At 67.2% G+C, this 15,956-nt stretch carries 18 protein-coding genes; 8 read left to right on the top strand and 10 right to left on the bottom strand.

All coding sequences use genetic code 11. The features are described from left to right. Positions 1 to 38 precede the first annotated feature (38 nt). Positions 39 to 851 (bottom strand): ABC transporter permease, encoded by an 813-nt coding sequence (locus OHA70_RS10795; protein ID WP_328331208.1) that lies wholly within the window; start codon positions 849 to 851, stop codon positions 39 to 41. After that, positions 848 to 1,822, bottom strand: a complete 975-nt coding sequence (locus tag OHA70_RS10790; protein WP_328331206.1) for an ATP-binding cassette domain-containing protein — start codon at positions 1,820 to 1,822, stop codon at positions 848 to 850. The genes OHA70_RS10795 and OHA70_RS10790 overlap by 4 nt, the downstream gene beginning before the upstream one ends. Positions 1,823 to 1,910: 88 nt before the next feature. On the opposite strand from OHA70_RS10790, the gene OHA70_RS10785 reads away from it, so the two are divergent. The 3 genes from OHA70_RS10785 (at position 1,911) to OHA70_RS10775 (ending at position 4,599) form a co-directional block, all read left to right on the top strand. Next, positions 1,911 to 2,879 (top strand): helix-turn-helix transcriptional regulator, encoded by a 969-nt coding sequence (locus OHA70_RS10785; protein WP_328331204.1) that lies wholly within the window; start codon positions 1,911 to 1,913, stop codon positions 2,877 to 2,879. Between the two features lie 52 nt (positions 2,880 to 2,931). After that, positions 2,932 to 4,071 (top strand): Fic family protein, encoded by a 1,140-nt coding sequence (locus OHA70_RS10780; RefSeq protein WP_328331202.1) that lies wholly within the window; start codon positions 2,932 to 2,934, stop codon positions 4,069 to 4,071. A gap of 117 nt (positions 4,072 to 4,188) precedes the next feature. Then, positions 4,189 to 4,599, top strand: a complete 411-nt coding sequence (locus OHA70_RS10775; protein WP_328335093.1) for a VOC family protein — start codon at positions 4,189 to 4,191, stop codon at positions 4,597 to 4,599. Positions 4,600 to 4,614: 15 nt separating this feature from the next. Here OHA70_RS10775 and pip read toward each other — a convergent pair whose 3' ends face one another. Next, positions 4,615 to 5,562 (bottom strand): prolyl aminopeptidase, encoded by a 948-nt coding sequence (gene pip / locus OHA70_RS10770; RefSeq protein WP_328331200.1) that lies wholly within the window; start codon positions 5,560 to 5,562, stop codon positions 4,615 to 4,617. Positions 5,563 to 5,614: 52 nt separating this feature from the next. On the opposite strand from pip, the gene OHA70_RS10765 reads away from it, so the two are divergent. After that, a complete protein-coding gene (locus tag OHA70_RS10765; protein ID WP_328331198.1) occupies positions 5,615 to 6,139 on the top strand; it encodes a MarR family winged helix-turn-helix transcriptional regulator in 525 nt (174 codons plus the stop codon). Here OHA70_RS10765 and OHA70_RS10760 read toward each other — a convergent pair. The 5 genes from OHA70_RS10760 to OHA70_RS10740 all read right to left on the bottom strand — a co-directional run bounded on the left by OHA70_RS10760 (position 6,092) and on the right by OHA70_RS10740 (position 10,206). Further along, the gene (locus OHA70_RS10760; RefSeq protein WP_328331196.1) at positions 6,092 to 6,763 is read right to left on the bottom strand and encodes a 2OG-Fe(II) oxygenase; all 672 of its coding nucleotides are present in this window, start codon (positions 6,761 to 6,763) and stop codon (positions 6,092 to 6,094) included. The genes OHA70_RS10765 and OHA70_RS10760 overlap by 48 nt on opposite strands. Before the next feature lie 34 nt (positions 6,764 to 6,797). After that, positions 6,798 to 7,616 (bottom strand): UbiA prenyltransferase family protein, encoded by an 819-nt coding sequence (locus OHA70_RS10755; protein ID WP_328331194.1) that lies wholly within the window; start codon positions 7,614 to 7,616, stop codon positions 6,798 to 6,800. Between the two features lie 155 nt (positions 7,617 to 7,771). Then, positions 7,772 to 8,635: a Vgb family protein gene (locus tag OHA70_RS10750; RefSeq protein WP_328331192.1), complete on the bottom strand. Its 864-nt coding sequence runs from the start codon at positions 8,633 to 8,635 to the stop codon at positions 7,772 to 7,774. Next, positions 8,622 to 9,194: an ATP-binding cassette domain-containing protein gene (locus OHA70_RS10745; RefSeq protein WP_328335091.1), complete on the bottom strand. Its 573-nt coding sequence runs from the start codon at positions 9,192 to 9,194 to the stop codon at positions 8,622 to 8,624. The genes OHA70_RS10750 and OHA70_RS10745 overlap by 14 nt, the downstream gene beginning before the upstream one ends. Before the next feature lie 175 nt (positions 9,195 to 9,369). Then, the gene (locus tag OHA70_RS10740) at positions 9,370 to 10,206 is read right to left on the bottom strand and encodes an ATP-binding cassette domain-containing protein (protein ID WP_328331190.1); all 837 of its coding nucleotides are present in this window, start codon (positions 10,204 to 10,206) and stop codon (positions 9,370 to 9,372) included. 126 nt (positions 10,207 to 10,332) lie between these two features. Between OHA70_RS10740 and OHA70_RS10735 the strand changes: the two genes are divergently transcribed. From OHA70_RS10735 to OHA70_RS10725, 3 genes are all read left to right on the top strand, one after another. Next, positions 10,333 to 10,950, top strand: coding sequence for a TetR/AcrR family transcriptional regulator (locus OHA70_RS10735; protein ID WP_328331188.1), 618 nt, complete (start codon positions 10,333 to 10,335; stop codon positions 10,948 to 10,950). A 115-nt stretch (positions 10,951 to 11,065) separates the two neighbouring features. Then, positions 11,066 to 11,827, top strand: coding sequence for an SDR family oxidoreductase (locus OHA70_RS10730; RefSeq protein ID WP_328331186.1), 762 nt, complete (start codon positions 11,066 to 11,068; stop codon positions 11,825 to 11,827). 7 nt (positions 11,828 to 11,834) lie between these two features. Continuing rightward, entirely contained in the window at positions 11,835 to 12,317 is a 483-nt protein-coding gene (locus OHA70_RS10725; protein ID WP_328331184.1) for a GNAT family N-acetyltransferase, read from the top strand. Here the strand turns inward: OHA70_RS10725 and OHA70_RS10720 are convergent. Next, positions 12,300 to 14,123 carry a protein-arginine deiminase family protein gene (locus tag OHA70_RS10720; RefSeq protein ID WP_328331182.1) on the bottom strand — a complete coding sequence of 608 codons (1,824 nt, stop codon included), beginning with the start codon at positions 14,121 to 14,123 and terminating at the stop codon, positions 12,300 to 12,302. The two genes, OHA70_RS10725 and OHA70_RS10720, sit on opposite strands and share 18 nt — an antisense overlap. A gap of 208 nt (positions 14,124 to 14,331) precedes the next feature. Between OHA70_RS10720 and OHA70_RS10715 the strand changes: the two genes are divergently transcribed. Then, positions 14,332 to 15,207, top strand: a complete 876-nt coding sequence (locus tag OHA70_RS10715; protein WP_328331180.1) for a DUF3152 domain-containing protein — start codon at positions 14,332 to 14,334, stop codon at positions 15,205 to 15,207. Here OHA70_RS10715 and OHA70_RS10710 read toward each other — a convergent pair. Then, positions 15,204 to 15,755, bottom strand: coding sequence for a MarR family transcriptional regulator (locus OHA70_RS10710; protein ID WP_328331178.1), 552 nt, complete (start codon positions 15,753 to 15,755; stop codon positions 15,204 to 15,206). The two genes, OHA70_RS10715 and OHA70_RS10710, sit on opposite strands and share 4 nt — an antisense overlap. Positions 15,756 to 15,956 lie beyond the last annotated feature (201 nt).

Genomic DNA, 15,956 nt, shown 5'->3' with positions numbered 1-15,956 from the left:
AGGCTGGGTGCCTCGGGTTCTTCAATGCGCGCGGTCGGTCAGTCTGCCGACCGGAGCATCGAGCGGATGCCGACCGTCAGGCCGAGGGCGACGGTGATCAGGGCGGCGAGCCAGCCCCAGAGGACCGCAGTCGACGTGACCTCACCGGAGAAGAGGGTGCGCTCGGCGTCGACCAGGTACGACAGCGGGTTGAACTTCGACGCCACCCGCATCCACTCCGGCCCGGTCTCCAGCGGCAGCAGCATCCCGGACAGGATCATCAACGGGAACAGGAACGTCTGCTGGACCACCCAGAACATCCACTCCTGCTTGCGGACCGCGATCGCCAGCGTATAGCTGAACGAACCCAGCCCTATCCCGAACACCGCCAGCAAAGCGAGCCCGACGATCGCCCCGCCGAGATGCAGGTCGAAGCCGAACGGCATCATCACCGCGACCACGATCACCGCCTGCCCGAACAGCGGCACCATCTCCTTCAGCGCCCGCCCGATCAGCAGCGACGACCGGGACAGCGGCGTGACCAGCATCCGCTCGTGCGCACCGGTCTGGAATTCCATCAACAGGTTCGACCCGGTCGTCGAGGTGCCGAACAAGGTCGTCATCACCAGGATGGCTGGTACGAACCACTGCCAGACCCCGCCGTCGAGCGAGCCACCGAGCGACCCCGCGAGCAGCGGACCGAACAGGGCCAGGAAGACCAGCGGTTGGATCATCCCGAAGATCAACGAGAACGGATCGCGCAGTACCGGCCTGAGCTCGCGCCGCATCACGAACGACGTGTCTCGGAACAGGTTGCGGTTGACCGGCTCGACGGTCGTGGGCGTGGTGGCCGGGATGGTCAGGGTGGTCATGCTGCGGCCTTTCCGGTGGAGTCGGCCTCGCGCAGGCTGCGGCCGGTGAGGTTGAGGAACACGTCGTCGAGCGTCGGCCGATGCACCTGAGCAGTGGCAACCGGTACTCCGTACTGCTGCGCCGCCGCGATGAGTTCGGGCAACGCTCGCGGCCCGTCCGCGACGCGCACGGTCAACCGGTCGCCCTCGGCAACGACCTCCCTTGCGCCGGGCAATTTGTCCGCTAGCCCGACGAGCGTTGAGAGGTTGCCAGGAGCAACGGTGACGTCGAGCTGGTCGCCGGCCAGGTCGGCCTTCAACGCATCGGCGGTGTCGTCGGCGATCACCTCGCCGTGGTCGACCACGACGACCCGCTCGGCCATCGAGTCCGCCTCGTCCAGGTAGTGCGTGGTGAGCACGATCGTCATCGCGTGCTGCTCGCGCATCCGCAGGATGTGGTCCCACAGGTTGGCCCGGTTCTGCGGGTCCAGCCCGGTCGACGGTTCGTCCAGGAACAACAGTCCGGGCGCGTGCACGAGACCCATCGCGACGTCGAGCCGGCGACGCTGGCCGCCGGACAGTTCGGAGACCTTGCGCTTGGCCAGCTCGCCGAGTTCGAGCGACTCGAGCAGTTCACCGGTACGCCGCTTCGCCGCTTGCGGGTCGAGGCCGTAGATGATGCCTTGGCCGGAGAGCTCGTCGCGGACGCGTTGGTTGTGGCCGGCGCCGTTTCCCTGGCCGACGTACCCGATGCGGCGGCGCACCCTACTCGGATCCGACATGACGTCGTAGCCGGCGACTTTCGCAGTACCGGAGGTCGGGGTGATCAGGGTGGTGAGCATCCGCAGCGTGGTGGTCTTGCCGGCGCCGTTCGGGCCGAGGACGGCGACGAGCTCGCCCGGCTCGACGTCGAGGCTGATGCCGCGGACCGCGTGCACGGTCTCGGTACGGCTCACCGCGAAGTCCTTGGTGAGTTGTCGAATGCTGATCACGATGTCTCCTTGGTCGGGGGCCTCTTGGAGACGACATTTCCAGCAGTAGAGGACAGCTTCTGGCCGTTACTCGTGGCAATCTGAGGTCATGTCCGAAACCTCGGCTCGACTCCTCTCGCTGCTGTCCCTGCTCCAGGCGCGCCGCGACTGGCCGGGCGCGCTGCTGGCCGAACGGCTGGAGGTGAGCCCGCGCACGGTCCGCCGCGACGTGGACCGCCTGCGCGACCTCGGCTACCCGGTCCGCGCGAGCAAGGGACCGGACGGCGGCTACCGCCTCGACGCGGGCGCCGACCTGCCCCCACTGCTGTTCGACGACGACCAGGCGATCGCCGTCGCGGTCGCCCTGCAGACCGCGACCACCACGGTGACCGGTATCGAGGAAGGCGCTCTGCGCGCCCTCGCCACGGTCCGCCAGGTGATGCCCGCGCGCCTGCGCCAACGGGTCGACGCCCTCCAGGTCACCACCGTGGACAAGTACGCCGATTCGCGCCGGATCAAGATCGACTCCGATCACCTGATCGCGATCGGCTCCGCACTCCGCGCCCGCGAGGTACTCCGCTTCGACTACGCCTCACCAGGCGCGACGGGCGACGAGTTCGTCCCACCCCGCAAGGTCGAGCCGCACCACCTCGTCACCTGGGGCGGTCGCTGGTACCTGGTCGGCTGGGACCTCGACCGCAACGACTGGCGCACCTTCCGGGTGGACCGAATGCTCCCCAAGACCCCAACCGGCCCCCGCTTCACCCCGCGCGAACTCCCCGCCCCCGACATCTCGACGTACATCTCCGACCGCTTCTCACCCCAAAACCAATGGCCCTGCCAAGGCACCGCAATCCTCCAAGCCAAGGCTTCCGACATAGCCCGCTGGGCCGGCCGCGACGCCCTAGTCGAGGAGTTGACCCCCACTACCTGCCGCCTAACCCTCAACGGCTGGTCCTGGACCGGCCTCGCCGCCACCTTCGGCATGTTCGAATCCGACCTCGAATTCGAAGGCCCTAAAGAACTAAAGGATGCAGCCCACCAACTAGCCGCCCGCTACACCTCAGCAGCTTCTTGAGTGTTCCGATGAAGCGTTGACGCAATGATTATATCAATCTATTGTCGGATACATGCTCTTCCCGACTCCGGCTCTTGCGGCTGATGATCGGCGGGTACTCGCCGATATCGACAGGATGCGGGAGGCATTGCGCCATCAAGTGCTGGCCACCCCCACCAAATGGACCGCAGGTCTGCGGAAGTTCCTGACCGCCGACGCCGTCGCCGGATCCAACTCGATCGAGGGATTCAAGGTATCGACCGTCGACGTCGAGGATCTGATGGCGGGTGAACGCGACGTCGAGGTCTCCGACGAGAACCGCGAAGAGACGCTGGCCTACCAGCGGATGATGACCTATCTCCAGACTCTGCACGACGTCGAGGACTTCGCCTACAGCAAGGGATTCCTCAACGCGCTGCACTGGATGTTGCAGGGCCACCGGCACACTGCTCGCAAGCCGGCCGGGCAATGGCGCAAGGGTGCTGTCTACGTCACCGACGTACGCGATCCCAGCATCGCCGCCTACACGGCCCCGCCTGCCGACGAGTTGCCCGCGCTGATGACGGAGCTGGTCGATTGGCTGAACGCGGAAGACTCGACCCACCTCCTGGTTCGAGCCGCGATGGCACACCTGCAGTTGGTCTCCATCCATCCATGGGCCGATGGCAACGGCCGGATGTCTCGCTCGCTACAGACGCTGATGATCGCGCGCGAAGGAGTGCTGGCCCCCGAGTTCTCCTCCATCGAGGCGTGGCTCGGACGACCCGGCAACACCTGGGAGTACTACCGGGAGCTCACTCTCCGCGGAGCCGTCTATCTTCCCGACCAGGATGTCGCCGGCTGGATCCGCTTCAACCTCGTCGCCTATCACCAGCAGGCCCAGACCGTCCAGAGTCGGCTCGACCGCTCAGGACGGACATGGACTGCGCTCGGTGACTTCGTCAAGCAGGCGGGCCTCGACGAGCGGGTCGTCAGCGCCCTCCACGACATCGCGATGGAGGGACGGGTCAGGCGCTCTCGGTACGAACACTCCGAGGGACTCAATCTCCAACAGGCCCAACGCGATCTCCGCGACCTTGTGACGGCCCAGTACCTGGAGCCGGTCGGCAGGACCCGCGCCCGCTACTACATCGCCGGTTCGCGATTTCCGGAACCGGTCTTGGAGATCGCCCGAACGCCGATCACTTTGGCCGATCCCTACAGCTTGAAGTAGAGGTCAGGAGTTGGCCGCTACTGCTGTGAGACTCGGGGTATGACGAAGAATCCTGGTGGTAAAGGGACGGTTACTCCTTACGTTGCGGTGCGGGGGGCGGTGGGGTGGTTGGAGTTCGTGGAGCGGACGTTCGCGACGGAGAAGGCGTTCGTGGTGCTGAACGAGGACGGGACTGTGGGGCATGCCGAGGTGATGGTGGGGGACTCGGTGTTGATGGCGTTCGATGCGAAGCCGGACTGGCCGGATACGCCGAGCTTGCTGAGTGTGTTTGTGGATGATGTGGATGCGGTGCTGGCCCGGGCGTTGGAGGCTGGGGCGTCGGTGATCACCGAGTTGACGACGTCGCGGATCGTGGGGGATCGGGGCTGCCGGATCAAGGATCCGCAGGGCAACATCTGGTGGTTGCAGACACATCTGTACGACGTCGACCCCGCGTCGCTTCCCGAGCTGTTCGCCGATCCGGCCGAGGCGGCGGCGATGAAGGTGCTGCAGGACTCGTTCGACGCGGAGATGCGCAGCAGGCGTTAGTACCGGCGGTCAGCTTTAAGGCTGGGACGCGAATCGGTCGATTGCGGCCAGTACGAGGTCGGAGACGCTTGCCTTGCCGGCGCCATGGCCGGCGTCTCCGACGATGTGCAGCTCGGCATCCGGCCAGGCCTGCGCCAGCTCCCATGCGGTGTTCGGCGGACTGCTGATGTCGAGCCGCCCGGTGACGAGCACGCCAGGAATCCCGGCCAGCTTGCCCGCGTCGCGGAGCAACGCACCATCGTCGATCCAGGCAGCGTGACCCCAGTAGTGCGACACCAGCCGCGCGAACCGCAAGCGGAAGACCGGGTCCTCGTAGCGCGGATCCGGCTTGTACCCGTGGTACGTGGACACGTGCGTGTCCTCCCACTCGCACCAAGCCTTCGCAGCACGATCCCGTACCGCCGGGTCGGGATCGTGCAGCAGCCGGCTGTACGCGAGCGCGAGATTCCCGTCCCGCTCCCCGGCCGGTACGACGTCCCGAAAACGCCGCCACTCCTCGGGAAAGATCCGGCCCATCTCCCGGGTGACCCACTCGACCTCGCGCGGCGTCGTGCTCGTGACGCTGAACAACACAATCTCCGAGACCGCCGACGGATGCTGCTCGGAGTACGCGAAAGCCAGCGTCGCTCCCCACGACGCCCCCAGCACCAGCCACTTCTCGATGCCCAGGTGCTCGCGCAACCGCTCGATGTCGGCGACCAGATGCCAGGTCGTATTGGTGCTCAGGTCAGCATCCGGCTCCGCCGCGTCCGGCGTACTGCGTCCGCATCCGCGCTGATCGAACAACACCACCCGGTACTTCGCCAGGTCAAAGAACCGAAGCCAGAACGCGCCCGCCCCGGACCCCGGCCCGCCATGCAACACGACAGCCGGCTTGCCGTCGGGGTTGCCGCAGACCTCCCAGTAGACGAGCTGCCCGTCTCCCACGTCGAGCATGCCCTGGTCGTACGGCTCGGTCTGCATCGGGGCGCCTCCGTCGATCGCGTGGATGTAACAGTGCTGTTAGATTACTCCCATGGAAGGTGCGATCGGTACCCGGCTGCGGCACGTGCTCGAGTTGCTCGACGGCGACGTGGCCAAGGTCTACGTGGACGCGGGCTTGCCGGAGTACCGGCCGCGGTTCTCGCCGATCGTCCGGACACTGGTTGCCGAAGGCCCGTTGTCGATCCGGGCGCTGGCCGCGGCGGTCGGGGTGACGCACTCCGCCGCCAGCCAGACGGTTGCCCAGCTCAACCGTTCCGGGTTCGTCACGCTCGAGCCGGGCGAGGACGCGCGGCAGCGGATCGTGCAGCTCACCGACAAGACCCGCTCGTTGCTGCCGATCATCGAAGCGGAGTGGCAGGCGACCACTGCCGCGCTGGCCGAGCTGGACGCGGAGCTCTCGGCGCCACTCGCCCAGATCCTCGATGAGGTGGTTGCCGCTGTCGATCGCCGGTCGTTCCGGCTGCGGATCAAATCGGGCCGGCCACCGCGGACAGCCCCATCACTGGACTCAAGCGGCGTCGTGAAACACGAGACCGAGAGTGTGCCGGATTCCTGAGCGGACGGTGCTCACGCCATGGCGAACAGGCGAGGCGGACCAGCCGCGAGCTGACTTCACCGGACGGTCGCGGGTGGTGAAGATCAGCCCGCGTCCTTGAGGCAGCATCGTGACGGTGCCGCGCGACTGCGCCCGCGGCCGCTGCTCGACCAGCAAGAACTCACCGCCTTCGTGGTCGACGCCCGGCCTGTTCAGCCCGATCACGATCTGCAGCGGGAAGACGAGGTCGCCGTAGAGGTCGCGATGCAACGCGTTCCAGTCGCCGGCCTGGTACTTGAGCAGGATCGGCGTCGACTTCGTCTGCCCCGCGCGGTGGCAGTCGTCGAGCCACTCCTCGAGAGTGTCCGGCCACGGAGCCGGCCGACCCAGCTTGGCCGCCCATTCGCGCGCGACCGGGAGGAGTTGGGGATAGAACTCCTCGCGGAGCTTGGTGACGAGGTCGGGCAGTGGGTGATCGAAGTACCGGTACTGCCCTGAGCCGAAGCGATAACGCGCCATGTCGATCGTCGAGCGGAACCGACGCACGTCGTCGTACAGGCCGGCGATCTCCTCGCACTGCTCCGGCGTCAGCAGCTCGTCCGTCAGCGCACAGCCATGTTCGTCGAGCTCTTCTCTCCAGTCCATACAGCTGGAACGGCTGGCGGCGCAGAGGTGTGAGTCAGAGGACGCCGGTGTAGGTGAGCGCGAAGGTGGCGCAGGGGAGGAGGAACAGTGACGCCAGGATCACCACGCCCTTGAAGGTCATCCCGGGCCCGATGAACCGCCGGTACGCCGCGATGAGCACCGGCACCATCACGATCTCCAGCGCGAGCATGCTCCGCGGAATCACCGCATCCAACGCAGCCAGTACGACGGACAGCCCCGCCGCCGCGATCCAGAACGCAAACCCCAGCCGGTACGTCGCTCGCGCACCAAGCCGCACCGCGATGGTCCGATACCCAGCCGCCCGATCCGCCTCGAGGTCCGCGAGCGTCGTCGGCAGGTACAACCCGATCGCCGCCAACGTCCCCTGCAACGCCATCACCCAAGGAAACCCACCCAACTCAGGCCGAACTGCAGCCCACCCCGCCAACGGCCCGAAGGTCCCCAACGCCAGCGAGTTGACCGCCACGTCAAACCCAGCCCGAGTCTTCAACCGCACCGGCGGCACGCTGTACGCAAACCCCAACACGACGGCCAGCGCCACCCCCAGCGCAAACACCCACCCGACCACCAGCGCAACCCCGACCGAGCCCACCCCAGCCCCCACCGCCAGCCACTTAGCCTCCGTCACCGTCACCCGCCCATCCAGCAACGGCGACTTCGACTTCCGCGGATTGATCAGGTCACCCGGCAGGTCATAAGCATCGTTAACCGCCAATACCGACAACCACAACAACGGCCCCATCACAGCAGCACCGACCAGCAACCGCGGCCAGTCGTCAACCGCAGGCACCAGTCGATGCGTAGCGAGCAGAACGCCCACGTAGTAAGGCACCACCGAAACCACCCAGAACGCCGGCCGCCCCACCGCGAGTACATCCCGTACGCGAGGTACCCGAACAACTCTTTGTCCCACCAGTGTGGTCACGCAAACCACACTGCTCCTGCAACCGCCGTCCTGCTTCCCTCGCGCGGGTGAATCGGCTCACCTCAGGCGTGGATGTGGGCCAGAACACCGATCTCGAGTGCGACCCAGACGTCCCCGTCAGCGCCCAGTCCCAGGCCGTGCGGCTCGGAGCCTTCGCCGAGGGGGATCTCCTCGACCACCGCACCCTGCGCGTCGAGCCGGATCGCGGAGCCGGAGCCCCACAAGGTCACCCAGCAGCCGCCGTCGTCTGTTGCTGCGACTGCGTGCGGCTTAGCGGAGCGGTCCGGCAGCGGGTACTCGACGATCTTCCCGTCAGGAGAGATCCGTCCGACCTGCCCGGCCAGCAACTCGGTGAACCACACCCTGCCGGCCCCGGCGCTGATCCCCACCGGCCCGGCCGCCTCGGTCGGCAACGTATGAATCACCACCGAGCCGTCCAGCGACATCCGCCCGATCGCGTTTCCCTGGTTGAGCGTGAACCACACCCCGCCCTCATCAGCCGTGATCATCGCCGGAAACCCACCACTGCTCCCGATCGCGAACGACGACACCTCACCGTCGACGCTCACCCGCCCGATCCGATCAGTGTTCATCAACGTGACCCACAGCGCCCCATCCGGACCCACGCACAACCCGTACGGCCCCGACCCGACCTCGAAGGCCGACACCAGACCATCGCCAGAGATCCGCCCGACCCGGTCATCCCCGTTCCGCGTGAACCACACCGCCCCATCCGGACCAGCCACGATCACACTCGGCCGGCTCCCATCCGCGCCGACCGGGAACCGCGATACCACCCCATCCCGATCAACCCGGGAAACCACCCCGGCATGCACCAACGTCGTCCACACCTCACCAGCGCCGCCCACCGCCACGCCGTATGGGCCTTCGTTGCCCTCAGCAACGACAATCTCAGTACTCCGCAAAGCTCTTCTCCTCCAGTTCGAGCACCTCGCCACGCCACCGCGACACGAACCGCCGATCGTGACTCACCACCACCAGCGCCCCGTCATACGCATCCAGCGCGGCTTCCAGCTCCTCCACCAACACCAGCGACAAGTGATTGGTCGGCTCGTCCAGCACCAGCACGTCGTACTGCGTGGTCAGCAACCGCGCGAGCGCCAACCGCCGCCGCTGCCCGGTCGACAACTCACGGACCCGCGTCTGCAACTGCTCCCGCTTGAACAACCCCAACCGCCCAGATCCGCGATGCCGCATCAACTCCTCCCGCAGCGTCGCATCCGGCCGATCCTCGACAACGTCCTGCGCCAGATACCCGACCTGCCCCTGCCGCACCACCGTCCCGGAGTCGGCCGCGAGCACACCGGTCAGTACTTCGAGCAGCGTCGACTTCCCAACCCCGTTCGGACCGGTGATCAGTAACCGATCACCCTTCGCCACCGAGACCGACGTGGACCGCAGCCGACCAGCGACCGACACATCCACCGCGTCGAGCAGCACCCCAGTCGACCCTGCCGTCCGCATTGCAGCCGTGAACCGCAACGGCTTCGACGGCACCGGCGGCGGATTCTCCTCCAGCCGCCGCAACCGTTCCTTGGCATTGCGGATCTTGCTCCGCTCAGCCTCGTTCACGCGATCGCCCGCGCGGCCGTACGCCATCTTGTTGTTGTCCTGGATCGGCCGGCCATAAGCGACCCGATCAGCCGCCGTCCCCACGGTCGACCGCATCACGGCGACCTCGTCCTCCCAGACCTGCCGCGCCTGCGCGATCCGGGCCCGCTCGGCCGCCTTCTCCGCGAGGTATCCCTGGTAGCCGTTCCCGTACCGAGTCACCTGATGCGTGTCGCCCGTCCACCTCGAACAGCGTCGACGCGACCCGCTCCAGGAACGCGCGATCGTGCGACACGACCACCGTCGTACCGGAGCGCGCCAGCAGATGATCCTCCAGCCAAACCGTCGCGGCCAGGTCGAGATGGTTCGTGGGCTCGTCGAGCAACAACACCTCAGCACCGGCAACCAGTACCGCGGCCAAGTGCAGCCGCGCCAACTCACCACCCGACAGCGACGACAACACCCGATCGCCCGGCAAGGAGCTCAGCCCCAGCCCGGCCAGCGCCCGCTGGAACCGCGCCTCGGCGTCGTACCCCTCGCGCACCTGGAACGCGGTCTGCAGCTCGCCGTACTCGTCCAGCACCGAAACGTTGCCGTCAGCAAGCAACCCCTCGAGCTCCAGCAACCGCCGCTCGATCGCCCGCAACTCGGCCAGCGCGTGGTCGAGTACGGCGGACACGTCAAGGTGAAGCGGCAACGGGTTGTCCTGACCGAGGAAACCGATGCTCCCGGCAAGGATCACCTTGCCGTCGAGGTCAGGCGGCTCGATCCCGGCCAGGATCCGGAGCAGGGTCGACTTGCCCGAGCCGTTCTCGCCGATCAGCCCGCTCACCTCGCCGGGCGGGAAGGCGCAGCTCACCCGCTCGAGCACCGGGCGGTGGTCGTACGACTTGGAGATCTCCTGCAACGACAGCTGGGTAGACATACGTGTCCTCCTGACTCGCTGGAACGGACGGCGCGCACCCGAGACGGGCGGGGCCGGTTCGACGGCGGGTCAGAGATCCACGACTACCTCCTGCTAATGCCACGAATGTTGCGTTAAGATCATGCCATGCCCGCTCCCGACAACGCAACCCAGGCCGCCGAGAGGGCTAGGCCGGGTGGCCGGACCGCGCGGGTTCGGGCGGACGTACTCGCAGCAGTGGAGGCAGAGCTGGCCGAGCACGGCTACGACGGACTCACCATCGACGGCGTCGCCGCGCGCTCCGGCGTACACCGGACCACTGTGTACCGCCGTTGGCGCACCGTCGACGGCTTACTGATCGACCTGCTCGCGAGTGGCGCCGACGACGCCTGGGTCCCCACCGACACCGGCTCGCTCGAAGGCGACCTGGTCGAGCTCAACCGCGAGATCCACACCTCGCTAGCGGTCCTGCCATCCCTCACGGTCGCCGTCATCGCAGCCTCCTTCCGAACAGCCGAGGCCGCCACCGCGCTGCACGACTTCTGGAAGGACCGGTACGAGCGCAGCGGAATCGTCGTCACCCGAGCCATCGACCGCGGCGACATCCCCGCCGACACCGACCCCCACCGCGTCCTGCTGACCTCGACCGCACCCCTCTTCCACCAACTCGCGTTGCTGCGGCAGCACCTGACGATGGCCGACGCCGAGCGCTACGCCCGCGACGCCGCCGCGGCAGCCAGCGCCGGCATCCTCTCGAAAGGATGAGGCGCAAGCGCCAGGGCGCCTGAATCCAGCCTGCTGTCACATTCGTCGCCTGGCGCGAGTCGGACAAGTAGAGCCGCGAGAACCGCGGCCGTACTGACCGACAGGAGACAGCATCATGAGCGCAACCGTCCTCGTCACCGGCGGCACCGGAACGCTCGGGCGGCTGACCACCCCGCTGCTGAGGGACGCAGGATTCAAGGTGCGGGTGCTCAGTCGGAGCAGCCACGAGGCGGCCGACGGGATCGAGTACGTCGTTGGGAATCTCACCACCGGCGAAGGCATCGACGCGGCAGTCGCCGGGGTCGACACGATCGTCCACCTGGCCGGCGACGCCAAGGGTGACGACGAGAAGGCGCGCACGCTCGTCAAGGCGGTGGCTGCGACCGGTGGCAAGCCGCACCTCGTCTACATCTCGGTCGTCGGTGCCGACCAGGAGTCCTTCGCGTACTTCGGGTTCAAGCGCGGCGCCGAGCAGGTGATCGCGGAGTCCGGGCTGCCGTGGACCACGGTTCGTGCGACGCAGTTCAACGACCTCGTACTGACCCTGGCCAAGACGCTCGCCAAGCTCCCCGTAGTACCGGTTCCCACTGGCTTCCGGGTCCAGCCGATCGACGCCCGCGACGTCGCCGCTCGCCTGGTCGAACTAGCCCAAGGCGAACCGTCCGGCCTCGTCCCCGACATCGCCGGCCCCAAGATCTACACCCTGAAAGAGATCGTCACCTCCTACCTCAAGGCCACCAACCGCCGCCGCCCCCTCCTCCCCATCCATTTCCCCGGTAAGGCCCCGCGCGCCTTCCGGACCGGCGTCAACCTCGCCCCCGCCAACGCCACCGGCACCCACACCTGGGAAGCGTTCCTCACCGACCGGGTCCGATAATCCAAGGGTGACGACGATCGAGGTACGCCGAGCCAAACCCGATGATGCCGAAGCCCTGGTGCGCCTGCGCGGCCTGATGATTGCGGCGATGGGCGTCGATATCGGCGGCGAGGACGCACCCTGGCGGAAGGCAGCGCTCGGCTTCTTCGCGGCCGGGCTTGCTTCGCCGGAGACCTTCGCAGCCTTCGTCGTCGACGACCCCGAGGCCGGGGTGGTAGCGGGCGCGGTGGGCCAATGCAATATCCACCCACCGAGCCCGAAGGACCTGAGCATCACCCGGGGCTACCTCTACAACGTCAGTACCGAACCGGACTTCCGGCGTCGCGGCCTGGCGAAGGCCTGCGTGATCAGGCTGCTGGACTGGTACCGCGACGAAACCGAGGTCGGGCAGATCGAGTTGCACGCCACCGAGCAGGGCGACAGCCTCTACCGAGCCCTTGGATTCGCCGACAGCACCTACCCGGCGCAGCGGCTAAAGGTCGTCCGCTGACTTCCACCAGGTGTTGGTGGAGTGGGTGTCGCGGAGGGCGTTGGTGGCGCAGTGGACTTCGCCGCCGGCCAGGTGGGCCCAGAAGAAGTCTTCGACCCAGTGCACCTGTACGCCGTTGCGCCCAAGCGCCCGTTCCGTCGCCTGCCGGAAGAGGTCGCGACCGTTGACGTTGGGACCGTGCGGATCCGGTACTGCGAAGTCCCGCGCGGTCAGCGACAAGCCGTTGACCAACCCAGGAGTGACCGCCCGCAACAACCCGAAGTCCTTCTGCTTCTCGAACAGCACCGGCAATCGGACCAGCTCGCTCGACCGCAAACCAGTTGCCTTGAGCAAAATCTCCAGCTGGTCATCGATGTGCCCCGCAGCAGCCTCGTTGTCCGCCAGCCAGTTGCCATCAGCAAGGACCTGATCGGCTGTCGGCTTCGATGCCGAATGAGTGTCCGCGAAGAGCCGCGCCCCGCCCGCCCCCTTGTGCTGCGCCTCCCGCAGCAACTCGACCGCCAACCGCGGATCGGCAACGGCAAGCGTCCACCCTCGAGCGTTGTCGGCCCGTACGACGTGCGTCGTCTCGTCCGCGTGCCCGACCATCAGCCAGGACGTGTCGATCACGACCGGCGGTTGATACCCCTGGCTCGTCACCATTGTGATGAACGCCGGATCGGGATGCCTTGAGCCCGATCCATAAACGATCCGGCCCTGCGGATACCCGGCGTACGGCGGAAGCGACTCGATGTTGCCGCCCATGTTGAGCAGGTCGTTGAGCCCGCTCGACGCGACCGGGCTCAACTCCTGCACGACCCCGACATCCGGACCGCGCAGATCGCGGTAGATCAACCGCCCGGCCGGCCGCGGCGTTGCGATCGGCTTGCCGTCCGCGCCGGGGAGCTCCCACACGTTGCCCGAGCGGATCAGGATCCGCATCGTCTGGCTGCCACCGATCGCCGGCATGCTGGCCGTAGCCGGTTCGAAGGTGTCCTGCAACCAGAGATCCTTCCAGCCGTCCGCGGTCCCCTGGACGAACCTCAGCTTCGCCCCGGTCGAACGCGTCGCCTTGCCAAGGGTGTTCGCGAACGGCTCCCACTCGCTCGGAACACCTTCCGGATAAGGCGCCTGCCCACCCGGCCAGCCCGGCCCCTGGTTCGGCTTGGCGGCCAGTACCGTCTCCGCCCGCTGCAAATCGTTCTGCAACATCAAAGGCGCAACCCTCAGCCTCACCACATCGCTACTCGTCCGCCCGCGATCGGCCACGGTCAACGTGACGGACACCTGACCGTCCCACTTGGCCGGATCCCGAACCACATCCCGCCCTTCCAACCCAACCCGTACTCCGTGCCGCAACTGCTCAGCCGTCAGCGTCTCGACCGCCTTCCCATCAACGAACACCCGCGCCTTATCAGCCGGTACTACGCTGAGCCGCCCGCCGGCCTGGTTGCTTACGTTGCCCTGGGCATCGACCCTGAGCGGCGCCAGGTCGGCCGCGTCGCCCCGGCCGTTGATCCGGTCGTCGGCGGCATCGTTGCAAGCGGCAAGCTTCTGATCGACCTCGGCGCCGGCCTTGTCCAGCTCGGCTGGATCGACGGTGCAGCGGCGCTCGTCATCATCGAGATTCGGCAGGAAGATCGCACCGCGGCCGCCGGTCCACCGATCCTCTCCGGCTTCATCGGCCGCAGTCAGTCGTCCATCCCGGTTCACATCCGCAGTCAGCCCGGCTCCCGACGACGCCGAGGTGGTGCCCCAGGCGAGCATCACGGGGCTTGAACTGAGCGCCAGCGTCATGACGACGAGGCTCGTGGTCCAGCGCTTCATCTCACTCCCTGTATTCGCACGTCCGTATTGTTTCCACGAAACTAACACGGTCGTGCGGAATCAGGCAGGCGGAGATCCGGATCTCCACCCAGGGGAGGAGGGCGAGTGAGCAACGGGCTGCGGCCGACGGCCGAGAAGGGGTTTCGGCCGATCAGGCAAGTACTGGGTGAGGACGCGCTCAACCAGAGCGCGGGGTGAGGAGCTGTTGATGCGCAAGACGAGGATCGCCGCCCTGGGGATCGTTGGGGCGGTCGCGGTCGTGGCGCTGCTCCAACTGCCGGCCAGCCCGTTCTCCCGCCAGGATCACCCAGCGCGACCAGTAGCCCAGACGTCGACCCACTCCGCGAAGTCCGCCCCGAAGTTCGCCGCCTCAGGCAAGCCCGCCAAGCCCGGCCAGCCCAACGAGTCCGGCCAGCCGGCCGAGTCGGGGACTCCCGTAGTACCGGGGTCTCCGGAGTCCAATGCGGCGCCTGGGCAAGGGGATCCGGGGATCACCTATCCAGTACGCGGCACGGTCGAGTTCACGACTTTGCCGGGCGACCCGGCGACGATCGGCCGGTCGGGCAAGGTCTACACTTTCCAGATCGCTATCGAGGGTGGCATCAAGGGTGTCGACCCGGCGGCGTTCGCGAGCTTCGTCCGCGAGACCTACGGCGCTCCGGAAGGTTGGGCCTCCGCAGGGAAGTACCGGTTCCGCCAGGTCGGTCCCGGGCAGGCGGCTGACTTCAAGCTGATGCTCGTCACGCCCGCGACTCGGGACACGTACTGCGGCGGCGGCTTCGACCAGTACACGAGTTGCCGGATCGGCGAGCGGGTCGTGCTCAACGTGGCGCGCTGGGCCAGGGGAGTACCGAACTACGGGGCGAGCCTCACGGCGTACCGGCAGTACATGATCAACCACGAGACCGGCCATCGCCTCGGCAATGCGCATGAGCTGTGCCCAGGCGCAGGCCAGCCGGCTCCCGTGATGCAGCAGCAGACGCTAGGCCTGCACGGCTGTACGGCGTACGCCTGGCCGTATCGGAACGGCCGCCGCTACGAGGGCCAGCTGGGCAAGTACGACGACCCGACGCCCAGCAACTAGTTGTGGAGGATCGTCGGTGGGAGCTGGTCGGAGACGGTGGCGGTGATCGCGGCTGACTCGAGGCCGTCGGCGACGGTGTGCAGGAGGCGGATCAACTGGGCAGCGTCGGCCGGGCCGAGGATGCCGGTGACCACGTCGAGGACGCGGACGGTCAGGCCGTCGAGCTGGGACAGCCGGGCCTGGCCCATCCCGGTCACCATCAGGACCGGCGAAGTACGGACCAGTCCGAGGGCGGCGAGCTCGGCGATGGCCAGCTCGGCCTCGCCTGTCGTGGTGCCGACCTGGGCGGCGACGGACTCGGCGGAGTCGCGGCCATTGGAGATCGCGCTGAGCACGAGCGCGGCCGGCATCTTGATCCCGATGGCGTCCTGCAGGCCGAGGATCAGCGGGTGGGCGTGGCCGCGGACTCGTTCGACGGCGTCCAGCAGGCGGAGCGCGTCGCTGATGTCGCCGATCAGGTGTTCGGTCTGGACGGTGGCGATCCCGGTCGGTGAAACGACCCGGTCGGGAACTGCCAGGGCCTTGGTCCCAGCGTCTTCGATGGTCACCTCACCAGCGTACGGAGGCCGTCAGGTCGCCTCGGCGTGTCGTACCTGAGGAAACGCTATGAATTGCGTCTCCCAAGACAATCGAACAAGGCTTCGAAGCGGGTGAACAGCGGGTGAAGACGTTCTGGACAATTGCCCAGATTTCGTGCGTGACCTTCCGTTCTGCTCATCCGTTGGATCTGACGTGACGGTGAACACACG

Source organism: Kribbella sp. NBC_00382, assembly GCF_036067295.1.
Classification (GTDB): Bacteria; Actinomycetota; Actinomycetes; order Propionibacteriales; family Kribbellaceae; genus Kribbella.
Note: the sequence above shows the minus strand (reverse complement) of the source record. Positions and strands in the feature narration are given on the sequence as shown.